The organism is Streptomyces sp. V1I1 (assembly GCF_030817355.1).
In the GTDB taxonomy this organism is placed as follows: Bacteria; Actinomycetota; Actinomycetes; order Streptomycetales; family Streptomycetaceae; genus Streptomyces.
The window spans coordinates 3,375,920-3,392,774 of the sequence record NZ_JAUSZH010000001.1; the positions used below are offsets into that span (position 1 = coordinate 3,375,920).

Annotated in this window: 16 protein-coding genes; 7 read left to right on the forward strand and 9 right to left on the reverse strand. The window is 70.2% G+C overall.

Features of this window, described 5'->3' with window-relative positions; translation table 11 throughout:
* Positions 1 to 18: 18 nt before the first annotated feature.
* From QFZ67_RS15725 to QFZ67_RS15760, 8 genes are read right to left on the reverse strand one after another with little or no spacing between them, the layout of a single operon-like run.
* Positions 19 to 2,025 carry an NADH-quinone oxidoreductase subunit L gene (locus QFZ67_RS15725; RefSeq protein ID WP_307661717.1) on the reverse strand — a complete coding sequence of 669 codons (2,007 nt, stop codon included), beginning with the start codon at positions 2,023 to 2,025 and terminating at the stop codon, positions 19 to 21.
* On the reverse strand, positions 2,022 to 2,393 hold the full coding sequence (gene nuoK, locus QFZ67_RS15730; protein WP_307661718.1) for an NADH-quinone oxidoreductase subunit NuoK: 372 nt from the start codon (positions 2,391 to 2,393) through the stop codon (positions 2,022 to 2,024). The genes QFZ67_RS15725 and nuoK overlap by 4 nt, the downstream gene beginning before the upstream one ends.
* The gene (locus tag QFZ67_RS15735) at positions 2,393 to 2,989 is read right to left on the reverse strand and encodes an NADH-quinone oxidoreductase subunit J (RefSeq protein ID WP_307661719.1); all 597 of its coding nucleotides are present in this window, start codon (positions 2,987 to 2,989) and stop codon (positions 2,393 to 2,395) included. Before QFZ67_RS15735 ends, nuoK begins: the two co-directional genes overlap by 1 nt.
* Entirely contained in the window at positions 2,986 to 3,705 is a 720-nt protein-coding gene (locus QFZ67_RS15740; RefSeq protein ID WP_307661720.1) for an NADH-quinone oxidoreductase subunit I, read from the reverse strand. Before QFZ67_RS15740 ends, QFZ67_RS15735 begins: the two co-directional genes overlap by 4 nt.
* Complete coding sequence (locus QFZ67_RS15745; protein WP_307661721.1) at positions 3,705 to 4,673, reverse strand: complex I subunit 1 family protein; 969 nt, start codon at positions 4,671 to 4,673, stop codon at positions 3,705 to 3,707. The genes QFZ67_RS15740 and QFZ67_RS15745 overlap by 1 nt, the downstream gene beginning before the upstream one ends.
* Positions 4,670 to 5,929 (reverse strand): NADH-quinone oxidoreductase subunit C, encoded by a 1,260-nt coding sequence (locus tag QFZ67_RS15750; protein ID WP_307661722.1) that lies wholly within the window; start codon positions 5,927 to 5,929, stop codon positions 4,670 to 4,672. Before QFZ67_RS15750 ends, QFZ67_RS15745 begins: the two co-directional genes overlap by 4 nt.
* Positions 5,926 to 6,552 (reverse strand): NADH-quinone oxidoreductase subunit B, encoded by a 627-nt coding sequence (locus tag QFZ67_RS15755; protein ID WP_307661723.1) that lies wholly within the window; start codon positions 6,550 to 6,552, stop codon positions 5,926 to 5,928. The genes QFZ67_RS15750 and QFZ67_RS15755 overlap by 4 nt, the downstream gene beginning before the upstream one ends.
* Complete coding sequence (locus tag QFZ67_RS15760; protein ID WP_307661724.1) at positions 6,543 to 6,941, reverse strand: NADH-quinone oxidoreductase subunit A; 399 nt, start codon at positions 6,939 to 6,941, stop codon at positions 6,543 to 6,545. Before QFZ67_RS15760 ends, QFZ67_RS15755 begins: the two co-directional genes overlap by 10 nt.
* 252 nt (positions 6,942 to 7,193) lie before the next feature.
* Here QFZ67_RS15760 and QFZ67_RS15765 point away from each other — a divergent pair, with 252 nt between their 5' ends.
* From QFZ67_RS15765 to QFZ67_RS15785, 5 genes are all read left to right on the forward strand, one after another.
* Positions 7,194 to 8,390 (forward strand): sensor histidine kinase, encoded by a 1,197-nt coding sequence (locus QFZ67_RS15765; RefSeq protein ID WP_307661725.1) that lies wholly within the window; start codon positions 7,194 to 7,196, stop codon positions 8,388 to 8,390.
* 352 nt (positions 8,391 to 8,742) lie between these two features.
* The gene (locus tag QFZ67_RS15770) at positions 8,743 to 10,143 is read left to right on the forward strand and encodes a sensor histidine kinase (RefSeq protein ID WP_307661726.1); all 1,401 of its coding nucleotides are present in this window, start codon (positions 8,743 to 8,745) and stop codon (positions 10,141 to 10,143) included.
* 236 nt (positions 10,144 to 10,379) lie between these two features.
* Positions 10,380 to 11,039, forward strand: coding sequence for a response regulator transcription factor (locus tag QFZ67_RS15775; protein WP_307665860.1), 660 nt, complete (start codon positions 10,380 to 10,382; stop codon positions 11,037 to 11,039).
* Between the two features lie 249 nt (positions 11,040 to 11,288).
* The gene (locus QFZ67_RS15780) at positions 11,289 to 13,229 is read left to right on the forward strand and encodes a 2-oxoacid:acceptor oxidoreductase subunit alpha (protein WP_307661727.1); all 1,941 of its coding nucleotides are present in this window, start codon (positions 11,289 to 11,291) and stop codon (positions 13,227 to 13,229) included.
* Positions 13,222 to 14,271, forward strand: a complete 1,050-nt coding sequence (locus QFZ67_RS15785; RefSeq protein WP_307661728.1) for a 2-oxoacid:ferredoxin oxidoreductase subunit beta — start codon at positions 13,222 to 13,224, stop codon at positions 14,269 to 14,271. Before QFZ67_RS15780 ends, QFZ67_RS15785 begins: the two co-directional genes overlap by 8 nt.
* Positions 14,272 to 14,307: 36 nt before the next feature.
* On the opposite strand, the gene QFZ67_RS15790 is transcribed toward QFZ67_RS15785, so the two are convergent.
* Positions 14,308 to 14,682, reverse strand: coding sequence for a helix-turn-helix domain-containing protein (locus QFZ67_RS15790; RefSeq protein ID WP_307661729.1), 375 nt, complete (start codon positions 14,680 to 14,682; stop codon positions 14,308 to 14,310).
* Positions 14,683 to 14,770: 88 nt separating this feature from the next.
* Here QFZ67_RS15790 and QFZ67_RS15795 point away from each other — a divergent pair, with 88 nt between their 5' ends.
* A complete protein-coding gene (locus tag QFZ67_RS15795) occupies positions 14,771 to 15,631 on the forward strand; it encodes an SDR family oxidoreductase (RefSeq protein ID WP_307661730.1) in 861 nt (286 codons plus the stop codon).
* Positions 15,632 to 15,767: 136 nt separating this feature from the next.
* Positions 15,768 to 16,802, forward strand: a complete 1,035-nt coding sequence (rarD, locus tag QFZ67_RS15800; protein WP_307665861.1) for an EamA family transporter RarD — start codon at positions 15,768 to 15,770, stop codon at positions 16,800 to 16,802.
* The last annotated feature ends 53 nt before the right edge of the window (positions 16,803 to 16,855 follow it).

Consider the following 16,855-nt stretch of genomic DNA (forward strand, 5'->3'; position numbering starts at 1 on the left):
GCTGATATCGATCACGGCTCACGATCCGGCGTTGACGTTGGAAAGGACGACGGCGGCGATCGCCAGGACGACGGAGCCGGCGAGCAGCGCGCTGAGGTAGGTCTGCACATTGCCGGTCTGGGCGCGGCGGACGGCCGTGCCGAGCCAGCGGGCTCCGGTGCCCGATCCGCGTACGTACGTTTCCACGACTTCCCGGTCGAGGAAGCTGACCAGCTGGGCGGCGGCCCGGACGGGGCGTACGAACAGGGCGGAGTAGACGGCGTCGATGTGGAAACCGGCCGCGGCGTGACGGTGGAGCGGGCCGAGCAGCAGTCGGCCGGGATCCGCCGGGTCAGGGGCCGCCGCGATGTCGCCGTATGCGGGGACGTGGGCGGCGATGGCCTCGGCCTCGACGACTGACGGCGCGGCTTGCGGATGGGCGGCGACGGCACCCAGGGGGATGCGGGCGGCGTCCGCGCGGTACTGGATGGCGCGCCAGGTGCCGTAGGTGATCAGTCCGCCGACGAGTGCGACACCGGTGCCGAGGACGGCGGTGGTGACGGTCGGGGTGAGGCTGTGGCCGTCGAACCAGTCGTCGAGGTAGCCGACGGTCAGGCCAAAAGCCAGAGAGGGGATGGCAAGCGCCCAGAGCACGGCGTTCATGACGATCGGCTGGCGGCCGTGGTCGGGGGCTTCGGCTCCGCGGCCGCGGAAGGTGAGCAGCCACAGGCGGGTTGCGTACGCGGCGGTGAGCAGGGCGGTGATCAGACCGGAGACCAGCACGGTCCAGCCCGCGGCGCCCGGTGCGATGTCGGATTCGCCGAGGGCCGCGTGCTCGGCGGCCACGAGGACGGCTTCCTTGGAGAAGAAGCCGGCGAAGGGAGGAATCGCGGCGAGCGCGAGCAGGGCGACCGTCATCGTCCAGTACGCGTCGGGGACGCGCTTGGCGAGGCCGCTCATCCGGGACATGGCGGCGAGCGAGTTGGTGCCGGCGGCGTGGATGATCACGCCGGCGGCGAGGAAGAGCAGTGCCTTGAACGCACCGTGCGACAGGAGGTGGAAGACGGCAGCGCCGCGGTCCCCGACGGCCAGGGCGCCCGACATATAGCCGAGCTGGCCGATGGTCGAGTAGGCGAGGACGCGCTTGATGTCGTCCTGGGCGAGTGCGGCGAGCCCCGAGCCGACCATGGTGACGGCGGCCATCACGGCGAGGACGGTGAGCGCTGCCGCGGAGGCGGCGAAGACGGGAAGGAGCCGGGCCACGAAGTAGATGCCGGCCGCGACCATCGTCGCGGCGTGGATCAGCGCGGAGACGGGGGTGGGGCCCGCCATCGCGTCGGGCAGCCAGGTGTGCAGCGGGAACTGCGCCGACTTGCCCGCCACGCCCGCGAGGAGGAGCAGTGCGATCAGCGTGGGGTTCTCGATCCCGCCGGCCGCGACGGAGCCGAGGATCCCGGTGATCCGGAACGTGCCGGCGTCGGCGGCGAGCGCGAACAGGCCGATCAGAAAGGGGACATCGCCGAGCTTGGTGACCAGGAAGGCCTTGAGGGAGGCGGCGCGCGCCTCGGGCGTCTCCCAGTAGTGGCCGACGAGGAAGTACGAGCAGATGCCCATGATCTCCCAGCCGACCAGCAGCACCATCAGGTCGCCGGAGTAGACGACGAGCAGCATCGCGGAGGTGAAGAGGGAGACGAGAGCTGCGTACGAGGGGTAGCGCGGGTCGTCGCGCAGATAGCCCGTCGAGTAGATCTGCACGCAGGACGCGACCAGGCCGACCAGGACGGCGACGAGGACCGCGAAGCCGTCGAGGTGCAGGGCGAGTTCGATGGGGACCGACCCGGTGGGGGTCAGCTGGGTCGAGGCGTCGATCGCCTTCTCGCCGCCCTGGCGTACGGCGACGAGCACGGCGATGGCGGCCGCGGCGAGAGTCGGCAGGACGGCCAGGGGCCGTACGAAACCGGGGGCGGTGCGGCCGAGCAGCAGCCCGGCCGCGGCGCCCAGAAACGGAAGGAGGGGGACGAGTACGGCGAGGGTCGTGGTGGTCACGCGGTGGCCTCAGCCTTCTGCGCCGGGGCGGTCGCGTCAGGGGCGTCGGGGATGCCGTCGGGGCCCTCGGCAGTGTCGCGGAGTCTGTCGACGTCCGAGGTTCCGCGGTTGCGGTAGACCATCAGGACGATCGCCAGGCCGATGCCGATCTCCGCGGCGGCGATGGCGATGGTGAAGAGGGTGAGCGCCTGGCCGGCGTGCAGGGTGTCGCGCATCCAGACGTCGAAGGCTACGAGGTTGAGGTTGACCGCGTTGAGCATCAGCTCGACGGACATCAGGACCAGGATCGCGTTGCGGCGTGCGAGCACTCCGTACAGCCCGACGCAGAAAAGGAGGACGGCGAGCACGGCGGGATAGGCGAGGTGCATCAGCTCTTCCCCTCGGGATCCTTGGCAGCGTTGGCGTCCTTGACAGCGTTGGCGTCCTCGGGGTCCTTGCGGGACAGGACGATCGCCCCGACCAGGGCGGCGAGCAGCAGTACGGACAGCGCCTCGAAAGGCAGCACCCAGTGCCGGAAGAGGATCTCGCCGGACACCTGTGTGGAGCCCTGGGCGGGTCCGTCCAGGTCGATCCAGGTCGTACGGAACGCGTCGACGACCACCCAGACCAGGGCGGCCGCGGCGGCGACGGCCACGGCCAGGGCAACCCAGCGGTTGCCGGAGTCGGCGTCCGGGGAGCGGCCGATGGGGGCCTTGGTGAGCATCAGCCCGAAGAGAAGGAGGACGACCACGGAACCGACATAGATCAGGACCTGCACCCAGGCGATGAACTCGGCAGTCAGTAGGAGGTATTCGACGGCGAGGCCGCCGAGCGCCACGACCAGCCAGAGGGCGGCGTGCACCAGTTGCTTGGTCTTGACGGTTATGGCGGCCGCGCCAAGGGTGGCGATGCCGACGAGGAGGAAGGCGACCTCGACGCCGGTCGGGGAGAGGAAGCCATGCGTCTCGGCTGCGGCGAGCATCATGCCAGTCCTCCCTCGCCGGGGCGGGGCGTGGCGTCGTCGGCCGGACCCGCAGGCGGCGCGGCGGCGTCATCCGGACCGGCGGGGCCGGCGGGCGGCGCGGCGGCGTCACCCGGACCGGCGGGGCCGGCGGGCGGCGCGGCGGCGTCACCCGGGTCGGCCGGGCCGACAGCGGGCTCCGTCATTGCGTCCGCCTGCGCGGTCGCGAGCTTTTCGGCCGCCTTACGGGCCGCGGCGAGTTCCTTCGGCTCCTCGGCGCCCGGATCGAGCGCGGGCGGTGCGGGCACCGTCCACATCCACTCGCGGAGCTTGTCGCGCTCATGGGTGAGCTCGCGGATGTCCGTCTCCGCGTACTCGAACTCCGGCGACCAGAACAGCGCGTCGAAAGGACAGACCTCGATGCAGATACCGCAGTACATGCAGAGCGCGAAGTCGATGGCGAACCGGTCGAGGACGTTGCGGCTGCGCTCCCGGCCGCCGGGGGCCGCGGCCGGGACAGTCTCTTTGTGGGAGTCGATGTAGATGCACCAGTCGGGGCACTCACGGGCGCAGAGCATGCAGACCGTGCAGTTCTCCTCGAACAGGCCGATCACGCCGCGGGTGCGGGGCGGGAGTTCGGGCTGGGCGTCCGGGTACTGCTGAGTGACCGTCTTCTTCGTCATCGTCCGCAGGGTGACGGCGAGGCCCTTCGCGAGCCCGGAGCCGGGGATCGGAGGCATTACTGGATCACCACCTTCACGATGCCGGTGAGCGCGATCTGGGCGAGGGCGAGCGGGACGAGGGTGGTCCAGGCGAGCTTCTGCAGCTGGTCCTCGCGCATCCGCGGATACGTCACGCGCAGCCAGATGACGATGAAGGCGAGCACGGCCGTCTTGAGCAGGGTCCAGACCCAGCCGAGGCCCTCGGCCCCGAACGGACCGTGCCAGCCCCCCAGGAAGAGGACGGTGGTCAGACCGCACAGGACGACGATGCCCGCGTACTCGGCGAGCAGGAACAGAGCGAAACGCAGGCCGGTGTACTCGGTGTACGCGCCGAAGATGATCTCGGAGTCGGCGACCGGCATGTCGAAGGGCGGCCGCTGGAGTTCGGCGAGGCCGGCCACGAAGAAGACCAGGGCGCCCACGATCTGCCAGGGCAGCCACCACCACTCGAAGGCGTTCAGGATGCCGGGCAGCGAGACCGTGCCGGCCGCCATGGCGACTGAGGCGGCGGCGAGCAGCATCGGCAGCTCGTACGCGAGCAGCTGCGCGGCGGTGCGCAGACCGCCGAGGAGGGAGAACTTATTGGCCGAAGCCCAGCCCGCCATGAGCGAGCCGAGCACCCCGACGCCCATCACCGCGAGCACGAAGAAGATGCCCGCGTCGACGACCTGGCCGACCGCGCTCTCGCTCGGGCCGATCGGGATCGCTACCAATACGAGGAGGTAGGGGAGGAGGGCGACAGCCGGGGCGAGCTGGAAGATACGGCGGTCGGCGCCGGCCGGGACCACGTCCTCCTTCTGCGCGAACTTCACGCCGTCCGCGACGAGCTGGGCCCAGCCGTGGAAGCCACCCGCGTACATCGGGCCGAGGCGGCCCTGCATATGGGCCATCACCTTGTGCTCGGTCTGCCCGATGACGAGAGGAAGTACAAGGAACACGGCGAAGACGACGACCAGCCGCAAGGCGACGTCGAGAGCGTCGTTCACGCGTCTCCTCCGGCGGATTCGGTCGGCTCGTCGTCGGGTCCTTCGGCGGACCCGGTCTTCGGCCGAGGGGTGGGTGGTATGTCCGTGGGTGTGCCCGTGGGTGCACCGACGTCGGTGTTCTTATCGGTGTTCTTATCGGTGCTCGTGTCGGCGCTCGTGTCGGTGCTCGTGTCGGCGTCGTCGAACGCCGGGCGCGCGTGGTGCCACGGGGCGTCGGCACTGCGGGTTCGCGGCGGCGAAGCCGGGGCATCCGAGGGTTCCGGGGCTTCCCCGGTCTCCGCGGGCTCCTGCGCGGGAGGCTCAGCCGGGGCGGCGTCGGCCTCCTGCCGTTGGCTCGCCGAGCCCGCGGCCGCGCTGCGGGAGCGCCGCGGCCCGGTCGGCCCGGATCCCTCCGGGGCCGAAGCGTCCGGGGCCGGGGCCGATGCGTGCGGCGTGGCGGCGGTCTCCTCGCGCTGCGTCGCCGAGCCTTCGGTCGCGCTGCGCGCCCGGCGCGGCCGCGCCGCGGGAGCCGCTGGTGCCTCCGGTGCCTCGGGCGTCGCCGTCCCCGCTACCGCTCCAGGTGCCTCCGTCGCCTGCGACGCCGAGCCCTCCGACACACTCCGGGTACGGCGCGGCGGGCGGTCGCCCGTCGCGCCGGCCGCGCCCCGGACCGCCCTTGCCGGGCGGGCGGGGGCCGGGGGGAGCTGGCCCTTGAGGGGGCCCCATTCGTTCGGGTCGGGGACGCCCGGCGGGAGCATCTGGCGACGCTTCGGGCCGCCGTGCTCCGACTCCCCCGGTTCCTTCGCTCCCGGCCAGGCCTTGGCGACCCGTGCCGCCAGCACGAAGTCCTTGCGCAGCGGGTGGCCCTCGAAGCCCTCCGGCAGGAGCAGCGGGACGAGGTGCGGGTGATCGGTGAAGGTGACGCCGAACATCTCGTAGGTCTCGCGCTCGTGCCAGCCCGCGCCCGCGTAGATCTCGACGGCGGAGGGAAGTACGGGAGCCTCGTGCGGGACTGTCGTACGCACCAGCAGCCGTCGCACCCGCCCCTGTTCCAGGGCGACCACGTGGGCGCAGACCCGGAAGCCGGTGCCCGGTTCGTCGACCGCGCTCAGCCAGTCGAAGTAGGTGCAGCCCACCTTGTCGCGGGCGGTCTCGAGGGCGGCGATCCAGGAGCCGACGGGGACGTCGACCGTGAGCAGGTCGTACGTCCGCTCGGCCGTGGCCTCCTCGCCGAAGATCTCGGCCGCCGCGTCCGGAAGACGGTCGTACGCGTTCATGCGCCACCCTCCCCCGGCGTCGGCGGCAGCACCAGGCCGCTCTGCAGGGCGGCGGCGGAGGGTCGTGCGGAGTTCGAGTACCGCTCGCCGAGCGACTCCCGCGCGATCTTCTCCTGGAGCTTCAGAATGCCCTGGAGCAGCGCCTCGGGCCGCGGCGGGCAGCCCGGCACATACACATCGACGGGAATGATCTGGTCGACGCCCTTGGTCACGGAGTACGAGTCCCAGTACGGGCCGCCGCAGTTGGAGCAGGCGCCGAAGGAGATGACGTACTTGGGCTCGGGCATCTGCTCGTACAGGCGCTTCACCGCCGGGGCCATCTTGTCCGTCACCGTGCCGGAGACGACCATCAGGTCCGCCTGGCGCGGGCCGGGCGCGAAGGGGATCACACCGAGGCGGATGAAGTCGTGGCGTGCCATCGACGCCGCGATGAACTCGATCGCGCAGCAGGCGAGCCCGAAGTTGAAGACCCAGAGGCTGTAGCGGCGGCCCCAGTTGAGGACCACCTTCATCGGCTCCGGAGCCAGGCGCGACAGAACGCCCAGGCGCTTCGGCTCCGGCAGCAGCTCGGGCTGTGCCCCGGACTGGGCGTGGGGCTGGGCCTCGGGCTGGGTCACGTCCATGTCAGGACGCCCTTCTTGTATGCGTAGAGGAGTCCCACGGCCAGGAAGCCGAGGAAGATGAACATCTCCACGAGCGTCGTCGCGCCGTATCCCGCGGCGGCGAAGACCGTCGCCCACGGGAAGAGGAAGATCGAGTCGACGGCGAAGATCACGTACAGGAACGCGTAGACGTAGTAGCGGACCTGGGTGTGCGCCCAGCCCTCGCCGACGGGGTCCACTCCGCATTCGTACGTCAGCAGTTTCTCCGGCGTGGGCACCACAGGCCGGAGCAGCCGACCTGCCCCGAAGGCGACGGCGACGAACAGCACGCCGATCACCGCGAGCAGTCCGACGACCGAATAACCCTCGAAATAGTCCGCCGCGAGCACGGCTACGGTCGGTTCCGGCACGTCCGCCCCTCGCTCCCTGACCTCGTTGTCGATACGTTCGACCAGATGTATCGCCTTGACCGCCGTGATCGTTCCTGATCGCAGTGATCGAGGTGTTCGACCTGTTCGACGATCTATCTCTACGCACCGGAGTCTAGGCCCTGCTAAAGGGACGGTAAGCAGTCGCGTCATGGATCAGGTGGGGTTATCCCTACTTCGCCCCACCCATGTACCCCATGGCGTGCGGCGACCGGGCCCGGCAGGCTGTGCCGCATGACCGCGAGCATCACGGCCCCCGACAACGACCGCGACAGCGACAGCGACGACCGGCCGCCGCCCGCGCGCTTCGCCTTCGACCGCCACACCCGGAAGGAGATCGCGTATCTCCTCGGCAATCTGCCGGTCGCGCTGATCAGCTTTGTCTACGTGGCGTTCGCGATTTTCACCGGCGTGGGACTGTCCGTGACGGTGATCGGTCTGCCGTTCCTCGCCCTCGGGCTCGGGGGCGCGCGTCTTCTCGGCCGGGCGGAGCGGGCCCGGGCCCGGGCGCTGCTCGGCGTACGGATCGACGAGCCGAGCCCGCTGCACCGGCCGCACCGCGGCGAAGGGCTCGTCCCCCGGCTGTGGACGAGCCTGAAGGACCCGGTGGCGTGGCGGTCGGTGCTGTACTCCTTCATCCGGCTGCCGTGGGGCGTGCTGACCTTCAGCGTGATGACGGTGAGCCTGTTCGTGCTCTGGCCCGTGCTTCCCTTCATCGCGCGCGGGCTGGCCAACGCCGACCGGGCGATGGCCCGCGGGCTGCTCTCGCCCTCCGACGAACTGGAGCGGCGCATCGCCGAGCTGGAGTCGGACCGGGGCGTGGTCGTAGACACGGCGGCCGCCGACCTGCGCCGCATCGAGCGCGATCTGCACGACGGCGCCCAGGCCCGGCTCGTGGCGCTCGCCATGGGGCTCGGCCTCGCCAAGGAGAAGCTGCTCGAAGATCCCGACACGGCGGCGGCGATGGTCGATGAGGCGCACGGCGAGGTGAAGCTCGCGCTGCAGGAGCTGCGCGATCTGGCCCGCGGCATCCACCCCGCCGTACTGACCGACCGCGGCCTGGACGCGGCCCTCTCCTCGGTCGCCTCCCGCTGTACGGCGCCGGTGAAGGTGACCGTCGACTTGGCCCAGCGACCGGCCGAAGCTATTGAGGGCATCGCTTACTTCACCGTCTCCGAGCTGCTGCAGAACGTCAGCAAGCACGCGCAGGCGAAGAGCGTGACCGTGGATGTGTGGCGGGCGGCCGACCGGCTGCTGATCCAGGTCAGGGACGACGGGCGCGGCGGTGCGCGACTGGACGGCGGCACGGGCATGGCCGGCCTCGCGGAGCGGCTGGGCGCGGTGGACGGGCTCTTCGTCCTGGACTCGCCGGAGGGCGGGCCGACGACGGTCACGGCGGAGCTGCCCTGGCGTGAGCGCGCCAATCGCTGACCCCTGCGGCGGCGCGCCTCTCCCGTTGGCGCCTCTCCCGTGGGGGCCTGTCCCGTTCGGGGGCCCCGCCTGTCCCGTTCAGGGGCCCCGCCTGTCCCGTTCAGGGCAGGCGCGCCTCTCCCTCTCGGGGCCCGCCTCTTCCTCTCGGGGCCCGCCTCTTCCTCTCGGGGCGCCTGTCCCTTTCGGGGCCCGCCTGTCCGTTCGCCTGCCCCACCGCATCCACGAGGCCCGGGCGCCCGGCCATGGTGGGGAAAACCCCCGCCCCAAGACGGTAACCGCCCTCATGGTGCGGGCCCCCCGCCCGCCGCAGTCTTGAGGCATGACAGCCCGCATCGCAGAACGGACTACTTCGATGGCCACGGATTACCGACCGGAGCGGCCGGAGCGAGCGCAGCGACCGCAGTGGCAGGAGCACCAGGAGAACCACGAGCGGCCGGAGCCCCGGGGCCATCTCCTCCCCCCGGCTCTGCGCGCGCCGCTCGAGGGCCGGACCTGGCGCGAGTTCGGCTATCTGCTGCTGAGCCTGCCGATCAGCATCGTGTTCTTCACCTTCGCCGTCGCGATCATCTCCCTCGGCTCGGGTCTGCTCATCACCTTCATCGGCATCCCTGTACTCGCCGCCGGGCTGGCCGGCTGCCGTGGCCTCGGCGCGCTGGAGCGGGCCCGCGCCCGCGGGCTGCTGCGGCTGTCCGTCGGCGACCCCACTCCCGTACGCGCCGACAAGAGCGGGCTGATGCCCTGGGTCGGCGCGGTCCTCAAGAGCGGTGCCTCCTGGCGGCATCTGCTCTACGCGATACTGCACTTCCCCTGGGCCGTCTTCGCGTTCACCGTCTCGGTCACGTTCTGGGCCACCAGCTGGAGCCTGCTGCTCTACCCGCTGTGGCGGTGGACCTTCCCCCGTTATCTCGGCGAGCCCGGCATCGCGCTCTACGGCGACACCGGCGGGAACGAGTTCTACCTCGACACTCCCTTCGAGATCGGCGCGACCACAGCTGTCGGCCTGGTGCTGGTACTCGCGAGCTCCTCGCTCATCCGTGGCCTGGCCTCCGTCGACCGGCTCATGGTCACCGGGCTCCTCGGGCCTTCCATGCTCGCCACCCGCGTCGTCGAGCTGGAGTCGGACCGCGGCGTGGTCGTCGACACGGCGGCCGCCGACCTGCGCCGCATCGAGCGCGATCTGCACGACGGCGCACAGGCCCGCCTGGTCGCCCTCGCCATGGACCTGGGTCTCGCCAAGGAGAAACTGCTCGAGGACCCGGACGCGGCCGCCCGGATGGTGGACGAGGCGCACGGCGAGGTGAAGGTGGCGCTGCAGGAGCTGCGCGATCTGGCCCGTGGCATCCACCCCGCCGTACTGACCGACCGTGGCCTGGACGCGGCCCTCTCCTCCGTCGCCTCCCGCTGCACGGTCCCGGTGTCGGTCGAGGTGGACCTGCCCTCCAGGCCCGCACCCGCCATCGAAGGCATCGCGTACTTCACCGTCTCCGAGCTGCTGCAGAACGTCAGCAAGCACGCCCAGGCGGGCCGCGCATCGGTGGACGTCTGGCGCTCCCAGGACCGGCTGATGCTGCAGGTCACCGACAACGGCCGGGGCGGCGCGGCGTTGCCCGTCAGCGGCTCCGCCGAGGACTCGGCGGGCAGTGGTCTCGCGGGCCTGGCCGAGCGGCTGGACGCCGTGGACGGGATCCTGGCCGTGGACTCGCCGCCCGGCGGCCCGACGACGGTGACCGCCGAGCTCCCCTGGCGCGGCTGACCCCATCCCTTGATCACCACACCGATCACCACACCGATCACCGCACCCGTCACCACACCGGTCACCACCCCCCGGACCCCTGAAGCCCCCAGACCCCCAATCCCGTCAACCCCCCTGACCCCCAATCCCGGCGATTCCCTAAGCCTGGGCGCGGTCCGGTCCGAATACTGGGATGCTGGAGGACGCTGGGGTGGGAAGCAGATCGACATGGGGGCTTCAGGGTTGTGAAGGACAGGGTGCGGGTGGTCATCGCCGAGGACTCAGTGCTGCTTCGGGAGGGCCTGACCCGGCTGCTGACCGACCGCGGGCACGATGTCGTGGCCGGCGTCGGGGACGCGGAAGCGCTGATCAAGACGGTCGGGGATCTGGCCGCCCAGGAGGCGCTGCCCGATGTCGTGGTCGCCGACGTGCGGATGCCGCCCACTCATACGGACGAGGGCGTACGGGCGGCGGTGCGGCTGCGCCGGGACCACCCCGGGATCGGCGTGCTGGTCCTTTCGCAGTACGTGGAGGAGCAGTACGCCACGGAGCTGCTCGCGGGCAGCAGCCGCGGCGTGGGATATCTGCTCAAGGACCGGGTAGCCGAAGTGCGCGAGTTCGTGGACGCCGTGGTCCGCGTGGCTCAGGGCGGCACCGCGCTGGACCCCGAGGTCGTGGCGCAGCTGCTCGGTCGCAGCCGTAAGCAGGATGTGCTGGCCGGTCTCACCCCGCGCGAACGGGAGGTCCTCGGCCTGATGGCCGAAGGGCGGACGAATTCAGCGATCGCCAAACAGCTGGTGGTGAGCGACGGCGCAGTGGAAAAGCATGTCAGCAACATCTTTCTCAAGCTCGGACTGTCCCCCAGTGACGGGGATCACCGGCGTGTCCTGGCAGTGTTGACCTACCTCAACTCGTAATTGACTGACACTCTGTCAGATGTCGAGTCGGCCGGCAGCTCGAGAACCGAAGAATGAGCGGGGAGCGTCTTACCAGAAGGACCCAGGGGGCGAGCAGAGCATGGCAAACCAGGGCGTGAGGGTGTCCCAAAAGGATGTCCGAAATATGAGCGGTCCAGGGAAGGCCACCCTTACCGACGTAGGGTGGCTAGTGGGACGGCCGGTGGGCCGGCCGGGCCCGAGCAGCCGCCTCGAGGGAGGTCCAGTCCAGTGACCAGCCAGGTCAGTAGCCCAGCCGAGCAGGCCGACGAGGCCAATAACGAGGCTGTCGTCGGCGGACAGCGCAGACCCGCCGGAGAGAAAGAGATCCGCCGACTGGACCGGGTGATCATCCGTTTCGCGGGTGACTCCGGTGACGGTATGCAGCTCACGGGTGACAGGTTCACCTCTGAGACCGCGTCGTTCGGAAACGACCTCTCCACCCTGCCGAACTTCCCCGCCGAGATCCGGGCGCCTGCCGGAACCCTCCCGGGCGTCTCCAGCTTCCAGCTGCACTTCGCCGACCACGACATCCTCACGCCGGGCGACGCACCGAACGTGCTTGTCGCAATGAACCCCGCCGCCCTCAAGGCGAACATCGCCGATGTGCCGCGCGGCGGCGAGATCATCGTCAACACCGACGAATTCGCCAAGCGCGCGATGGCCAAGGTCGGCTACGACACCTCCCCGCTCGAGGACGGCTCGCTGGACGCCTACCACGTCCACCCCGTTCCGCTGACGACGCTGACCATCGAGGCGCTCAAGGAGTCCGGCCTCTCCCGCAAGGAGGCCGAGCGCTCCAAGAACATGTTCGCGCTCGGGCTGCTGAGCTGGATGTACCACCGGCCGACCGAGGGCACCGAGACCTTCCTGCGGACCAAGTTCGCCAAGAAGCCGCAGATCGCCGAGGCGAACATCGCGGCGTTCCGGGCCGGCTGGAACTTCGGCGAGACGACCGAGGACTTCGCCGTCTCCTACGAGGTCGCGCCCGCCAGCCAGGCGTTCCCCACCGGTACGTACCGGAACATCTCCGGGAACCTGGCCCTGTCCTACGGCTTGATCGCCGCGAGTAAGCAGGCCGACCTGCCGCTCTACCTGGGGTCGTATCCCATCACCCCGGCCTCCGACATCCTGCACGAGCTCTCCAAGCACAAGAACTTCGGTGTACGGACCTTCCAGGCCGAGGACGAGATCGCCGCTATCGGCGCGGCGCTCGGAGCAGCTTTCGGCGGCTCGCTCGCCGTCACCACGACCTCGGGTCCGGGGGTGTCGCTGAAGTCGGAGACGATCGGGCTCGCGGTCTCCCTGGAGCTGCCGCTGCTGGTGGTCGCCATCCAGCGCGGCGGCCCCTCCACCGGACTGCCGACCAAGACGGAACAGGCCGACCTGCTCCAAGCCATGTACGGCAGGAACGGCGAGGCCCCTGTCCCGATCGTCGCTCCGCGCACGCCCGCCGACTGCTTCGACGCCGCCATCGACGCGGCCCGCATCGCGCTCGCCTACCGCACCCCCGTCTTCCTTCTGAGCGACGGCTATCTGGCCAACGGCTCCGAGCCGTGGCGCATCCCGGAGATCGACGAACTCCCGGATCTGCGTGTGCAGTTCGCGACCGGACCCAACCACGAGCTGGCGGACGGGACGGAGGTGTTCTGGCCGTACAAGCGTGATCCGCAGACCCTGGCGCGTCCCTGGGCGGTTCCGGGGACGCCCGGACTCGAGCACCGGATCGGCGGCATCGAGAAGCAGGACGGCACCGGCAACATCTCCTACGACCCGGCCAACCACGACTTCATGGTGCGTATCCGCCAGGCCAAGATCGACGGCATCGAGGTCCCGGACATCGAGGTCGACGATCCGCACAGCGCGACGACCCTGGTCCTGGGCTGGGGATCGACGTACGGACCGATCACCGCCGCCGTACGCCGTCTGCGAGTCGCCGGTATCCCCATCGCGCAGGCCCATCTGCGCAACCTCAACCCGTTCCCGAGGAATCTCGGGGAGGTTCTGGAGCGTTACCAGAAGGTAGTGGTACCCGAGATGAACCTCGGTCAGCTCGCCACCCTGATCCGGGCGAGGTATCTGGTCGACGCGCACAGCTACAACCAGGTCAACGGCATGCCGTTCAAGGCCGAGCAGCTCGCCACGGCTCTCAAGGAGGCCATCAATGACTGAGGCGCTCTCGCTGGTGCCCAAGGCCGAGGCCAAGCAGTCCATGAAGGACTTCAAGTCCGATCAGGAAGTGCGCTGGTGCCCAGGCTGCGGTGACTACGCGATCCTCGCCGCCGTGCAGGGCTTCATGCCCGAGCTCGGTCTGGCGAAGGAGAACATCGTCTTCGTCTCCGGAATCGGCTGCTCTTCCCGCTTCCCGTACTACATGAACACGTACGGGATGCACTCCATCCACGGCCGCGCGCCCGCCATCGCGACCGGCCTCGCCTCCTCCCGCCGCGACCTGTCCGTCTGGGTCGTCACGGGTGACGGCGACGCGCTGTCCATCGGCGGCAACCACCTGATCCACGCGCTGCGCCGCAATGTGAACCTGAAGATCCTGCTCTTCAACAACCGGATCTACGGACTCACCAAGGGCCAGTACAGCCCGACCTCCGAGGTCGGCAAGATCACCAAGTCGACGCCGATGGGCTCGCTGGACGCGCCCTTCAACCCGGTGTCGCTGGCGATCGGCGCGGAGGCGTCCTTCGTGGCCCGCACCATCGACTCCGACCGCAAGCACCTCACCGAGGTGCTGCGCCAGGCCGCCGACCACCAGGGCACGGCACTGGTGGAGATCTACCAGAACTGCAACATCTTCAACGACGGCGCCTTCGATGCGCTCAAGGACAAGCAGCAGGCCCAGGAGGCGGTCATCCGCCTCGAACACGGGCAGCCGATCCGTTTCGGCACCGACAGCGACAAGGGTGTCGTACGGGACCCGGCGACCGGCGATCTGAAGGTCGTGCAGGTCACGGCCGAGAACGAGAGCCGGATCCTGGTCCACGACGCGCACAGCGCCAGCCCGACCACCGCCTTCGCCCTCTCCCGGCTCGCCGACCCGGACACCCTGCACCACACCCCCATCGGGGTACTGCGCAGTGTGGAGCGGCCGGTCTACGACACGATGATGGCCGACCAGCTGGACACCGCCATCGAGCAGAACGGCAAGGGCGACCTGGCTGCGCTGCTCGCGGGCAATGACACCTGGACCGTCGTCGGCTGATGTGTCGCCGAGGCGCCCCGAAGCCCGGACCTCCTGTCAGGAGGTCCGGGCTTCGTCGTACACGGCACGGGCCTGCTGCACCTCGTCGAGGCGCCGTTCGGTCCAGCGGGCCAGCCCCCACACCTGCTCGGCGGCCTCCTTGCCGAGCGCGGTCAGGGAGTAGTCGACACGCGGCGGGATCACCGGCTTGGCTTCGCGGTGCACAAAGCCGTCGCGCTCCAGGGTCTGGAGGGTCTGCGCCAGCATCTTCTCGCTGACGCCGCCGACCTCCCGGCGCAGTTCGCTGAAGCGGTACGAACGCTCCAGCAGCGCGGCGAGGACGAGCACCCCCCAGCGGCTGGTGACGTGCTCCAGAACGATGCGGGAGGGGCACATCTTGTCGTTCACGTCCGGATTCCTACTTACGCTCATGCCAGTACCTTACTTCAAAGTTGGTACTTTCGTTTGGTTAGCGCCCTTCGTAGGGTGAGTGGCGAGCCCTACGAACTGGAGAAACACCATGAGCATCGTCGTCACCGGAGCCACCGGAGCCCTCGGCCTGCTCGTCATCGACGAGCTGCTCGCCACGGTCCAGACCGACCAGATCACCGCGGTCGTGCGCAGCAAGGAGAAGGCCGCGGACCTCGCGGCGCGCGGCGTCGAACTGCGCATCGCCGACTACAGCGTTCCCGAGACGCTGGCCGGGGCCTTCCGCGCCGGTGACCGCGTGCTGCTGATATCCGGCAGCGAGGTCGGACAGCGGGTGGCGCAGCACACCGCCGTGGTCGAGGCCGCGAAGGCGGCAGGCGTCGCGCAGCTCGCGTACACGGGAGTACTGGGCCGTCCCGACGCCGACTTCCAGCTGGCCGCCGAGCACAAGGTCACCGAGCGGGTGATCCTCGACTCGGGCCTGCCGTACACCTTCCTGCGCAATGGCTGGTACACGGAGAACTACACCGAGCACCTCGCCCCGGTCCTCGCCCACAACGCCGTCGTCGCGAGCGCCGGCGACGGCCGGATCGCCTCGGCCGCCCGCGCCGACTACGCCGCCGCAGCGGCCGCCGTGCTCACCGGCGAAGGACACCTGGGCAAGGCGTACGAACTGAGCGGCGACGCCGCCTGGTCCTTCGCGGAGTACGCGGCCGCGCTGTCCCGGCAGACCGGCCGGACGATCGCCTACAACAACGTCCCGGCCGAGGCGCACATGGGAATCCTGACGGGCGCGGGCGTGCCCGGGCCGTTCGCCGAGATCCTCGTCGACGTCGACGCGGCGGTCGGACGTGGGCTGCTGGCCGGCACGACGGGTGACCTGGCGCGGCTGGCCGGGCGCCCCACGACGCCGCTCGCCGACTCGGTGGCGGCGGCGCTCGCCACCGCCTGACCCCTGACCGACCGGCCACCCGACCAGACGACCGACCGGCCAAGATCTGTCATGACCGTATAGCGATACGGACATGACAGCCCGGCCCTGTGCCGCGTACCTTCTTCGTGTGATGCGCGCAGGGCGGGAGGGGCCGGTGAAGTCGGACGGTGAACAGCGGGCAGGACTGCTGTACGGGATCGGGGCCTACGGAATGTGGGGCCTGGTCCCGCTCTTCTGGCCGCTGCTGAAGCCGTCGGGAGCGACGGAGATCCTGGCTCACCGGATGGTCTGGTCGCTGGCCGTCGTCGGCGTCGCGCTGCTGGCGCTGAAGCGCTGGGGCTGGGTACGGGAGCTGATACGGCAGCCCCGCAAGCTGGGGCTGATCACGGTCGCCGCGGCGGTGATCACCGTCAACTGGGGCGTCTACATCTGGGCTGTGAACTCCGGCCATGTCGTCGAGGCGTCGCTCGGCTACTTCATCAACCCGCTGGTCACCATCGCGATGGGCGTGCTGCTGCTGAAGGAGCGGCTGCGCCCGGCGCAGTGGGCGGCGGTCGGCACGGGCTTCGCGGCGGTGCTGGTGCTGGCCATCGGGTACGGGCAGCCGCCGTGGATCTCGCTGGTGCTGGCCTTCTCGTTCGCGACGTACGGCCTGGTCAAGAAGAAGGTCAACATCGGCGGTCTCGAGTCGCTGGCCGCCGAGACCGCGATCCAGTTCCTCCCGGCGCTCGGCTTTCTCCTCTGGCTCGGCTCGGACGGGTCCGCCACCTTCGGGGCGCGCGGCGCGGGGCATGCGGCGCTGCTCGCCGCGACGGGAGTGGTGACCGCGGCGCCGCTGGTCTGCTTCGGCGCGGCGGCGATCCGGGTGCCCCTCTCGACGCTGGGGCTGCTGCAGTACCTGGCGCCGGTCTTCCAGTTCCTGCTGGGGATCCTGTACTTCCACGAGGAGATGCCGGCCGAGCGTTGGGCCGGCTTCGCGCTGGTCTGGCTGGCGCTGACCTGTCTGACCTGGGACGCACTGCGCACGGCACGGCGTACGAAGGCGGCGGCGCTGCGGCTGGCCGCGGCGACGGCTGCTGCTCCGGCGACGGCTGCCGGTCCTGCTCCCGCTGCTGGTCCCGCTCCGGCTCCCGCGCCCGCCCCCGCTCCGACGCAGGCGGCGGCGGCTCCTGCGGAGCCCACCGCCTGACGCATCAGTCCCCGGGGAATTAACACTCGATCGGCTCACCTGCGGGGCTGGGC

What these genes read in the sequence shown, in the direction of transcription:
- QFZ67_RS15735 (WP_307661719.1), bottom strand. Translation starts at nt 2,989, where the DNA reads ATGATGCTCGCCGCAGCCGAGACGCATGGCTTCCTCTCCCCGACCGGC.
- QFZ67_RS15740 (WP_307661720.1), bottom strand. Translation starts at nt 3,705, where the DNA reads ATGCCTCCGATCCCCGGCTCCGGGCTCGCGAAGGGCCTCGCCGTCACC.
- QFZ67_RS15755 (WP_307661723.1), bottom strand. Translation starts at nt 6,552, where the DNA reads ATGGACGTGACCCAGCCCGAGGCCCAGCCCCACGCCCAGTCCGGGGCA.
- nuoK (WP_307661718.1), bottom strand. Translation starts at nt 2,393, where the DNA reads ATGCACCTCGCCTATCCCGCCGTGCTCGCCGTCCTCCTTTTCTGCGTC.
- QFZ67_RS15750 (WP_307661722.1), bottom strand. Translation starts at nt 5,929, where the DNA reads ATGAACGCGTACGACCGTCTTCCGGACGCGGCGGCCGAGATCTTCGGC.
- QFZ67_RS15765 (WP_307661725.1), top strand. Translation starts at nt 7,194, where the DNA reads ATGACCGCGAGCATCACGGCCCCCGACAACGACCGCGACAGCGACAGC.
- QFZ67_RS15790 (WP_307661729.1), bottom strand. Translation starts at nt 14,682, where the DNA reads ATGAGCGTAAGTAGGAATCCGGACGTGAACGACAAGATGTGCCCCTCC.
- QFZ67_RS15785 (WP_307661728.1), top strand. Translation starts at nt 13,222, where the DNA reads ATGACTGAGGCGCTCTCGCTGGTGCCCAAGGCCGAGGCCAAGCAGTCC.
- QFZ67_RS15770 (WP_307661726.1), top strand. Translation starts at nt 8,743, where the DNA reads ATGGCCACGGATTACCGACCGGAGCGGCCGGAGCGAGCGCAGCGACCG.
- QFZ67_RS15795 (WP_307661730.1), top strand. Translation starts at nt 14,771, where the DNA reads ATGAGCATCGTCGTCACCGGAGCCACCGGAGCCCTCGGCCTGCTCGTC.